The sequence below is a fragment of the Nguyenibacter vanlangensis genome (assembly GCF_013376155.1).
In the GTDB taxonomy this organism is placed as follows: Bacteria; Pseudomonadota; Alphaproteobacteria; order Acetobacterales; family Acetobacteraceae; genus Gluconacetobacter; species Gluconacetobacter vanlangensis.
Genome location: NZ_JABXXP010000462.1, coordinates 1 through 2,306, shown reverse-complemented (window position 1 = coordinate 2,306; position 2,306 = coordinate 1). Strand labels below are relative to the sequence as shown.

Sequence of the window (2,306 nt, the reverse complement as noted above, 5' to 3'; positions counted from 1 at the left end):
TTCCTCGATCTCTATCGCTACTGGATCAAGGCGTTCTCCATCGTCTTCGGCATGGGCGTCGTCTCCGGCCTGGTGATGGCCTACGAGTTCGGCACGAACTGGTCGGTGTTCTCCAGGAAGGCGGGGCCGATCACCGGCGTGCTGCTGTCCTACGAGGTCATGACCGCCTTCTTCCTCGAGGCCGGTTTCCTCGGCGTCATGCTGTTCGGCATGAACAAGGTCGGGCGCGGCCTGCATTTCGCCGCCACCTGCTGCGTGTCGGTGGGTACCCTGATTTCCATGACCTGGATCCTGGCATCGAATTCGTGGATGCAGACGCCGCGCGGCTACAGGATCGATCCCGCCACCGGGCAGTTCCTGCCCGATGACTGGCTGGCCATCATCTTCAACCCGTCCTTTCCGTTCCGGCTCGTTCACATGGGCTTGGCCGCGTTCCTGTCCGTCGCGTTCGCCGTCGGCGCGACCGGCGCCTGGCACATGCTGCGGGCGCGCCGCGCGGGCGCGATCGCGGGCGAACCGGTGCGGGTGATGTTTTCCATGGCCATGTGGATGGCCGCCATCGTGGCGCCCGTGCAGATTCTGGCCGGCGACGCGCATGGCCTGAACACGTTGAAATACCAGCCGGTGAAGATCGCCGCCATGGAAGGCGACTGGAAGACCGAAGGGCGTGCGCCGGAACTGCTGTTCGGGATTCCGAACATGAGGACCGAGCACACGGATTATGCGGTGAAGATCCCGCTGCTCGGTTCGCTGATCCTGACGCACAGCCTGGACGGCAAGGTGCCGGGCATGAAGGATTTCCCCCGCGACCAGCGCCCGCCATCGCCGGTCATTTTCTTCTCCTTCCGCATCATGGTGGCGCTCGGCGTCCTGATGATGCTGGTCGGGCTCTGGTCGCTGTGGCATCGCCGGAACAGCACCCTGTTCACCAGTCCGGTCTTCCATATCGTGGCGCTGTGCATGGCGCCGGCCGGGTTCATCGCCCTGCTCTGCGGCTGGGTCACCACGGAAGTCGGCCGCCAGCCCTGGACCGTCTATGGATTGCTGCGGACGTCGGACAGCGCGGCACCGGTCATCCTGTCGAGCATGGCCGTGTCGATGACGGCCTTCGTCGTCGTCTATGTCATCGTGTTCGGTTCCGGCCTGGGGATCCTGATCCGGCTGCTGGCGCGCGCGCCGCAGGAAGGCGAGCCCGACACCGCGCCGGCACGGGCGTCCGACATGCTGGCCACACGCGTCCATCCGGCCGTTGTGACCTTTTCTTCCGGCAAGGGAGCCTGAAGGCATGATGGATTTCGCACACTGGCTTCCGATCGTCTGGGCCGTGATCCTGATCGCCGCGATCACGATCTATGTCATCCTCGACGGGTTCGACCTGGGGATCGGCATGCTGTTCGCGCTGGAGCGCGACCGGGGCCGCCGGGACGTGATGGTCAATACCATCGCGCCGGTCTGGGACGGTAACGAGACCTGGATGGTCCTCGGCGGGGCCGTGCTGTACGGGGTGTTCCCCGGGGCCTATGCCACGCTGCTGCCGGCCTTCTATCTGCCGATCGTGCTGATGCTGCTGGCCCTGATCTTTCGCGGCGTGTCGTTCGAGTTCCGCGTCATGACGCGGGGCACGGCGCGCGAGGCGCTGTGGGATACCGGCTTCATGGCGGGGTCGGGCATTGCCGCCTTCTGCCAGGGGGCGATCCTGGGCGGCGTCGTCCAGGGCGTCTCCGTGACCGACGGCGCATTCTCCGGCGGCCCGCTGGACTGGCTGACGCCGTTCAGCGTCTTCTGCGGCATATCCGTGACGTGCGGTTATGCCCTGCTCGGCGCGACATGGCTGGTATGGCGCACGACCGGCACCCTCGAGGCCTCCTGCCGCCGCTGGGCACGGCGCCTGGCGGCCGGGCTCTTCGTCGGCATCGTTGCCGTCAGCCTGTGGACGCCGCTGCTGCACGCGCCCTATCTCCGCCGCTGGACCGACTGGCCGAACATCGCCTTCGTGGCGCCGGTGCCCGTCCTGGTGGTCGTGCTCGGCCTGCTGCTGGCCGCAAGCCTGCGCAAGGGTCACACGCGCGTGCCCTTCCTGTGCGCGCTCGGCTGGTTCTTCCTCTGCCTGTCGGGGCTCGGGATCACGGTCTGGCCCTATGCGGTGCCGCCAAGCCTGACGCTGTGGGACGTCTCCTCGCCGCCGTCGAGCCAGTTCTTCCAGCTTATCGGCACCGCCATCCTCCTGCCGATCATCCTGACCTACACGATCTATTCCTATCGCGTGTTTCGTGGAAAAGTGACGGAAGCCGATGGCTATCATTGAA

The 2,306-nt window shown here is 66.1% G+C and carries 2 protein-coding genes; both read left to right on the top strand.

Features of this window, described 5'->3' with window-relative positions:
- Positions 1-1,281: cytochrome ubiquinol oxidase subunit I (locus HUK84_RS15300; RefSeq protein WP_176641052.1), on the top strand; the 1,281-nt coding region annotated here is incomplete at its 5' end.
- Positions 1,282-1,285: 4 nt separating this feature from the next.
- Positions 1,286-2,305: a cytochrome d ubiquinol oxidase subunit II gene (gene cydB / locus HUK84_RS15295; RefSeq protein WP_176641051.1), complete on the top strand. Its 1,020-nt coding sequence runs from the start codon at positions 1,286-1,288 to the stop codon at positions 2,303-2,305.
- Position 2,306: the final 1 nt, after the last annotated feature.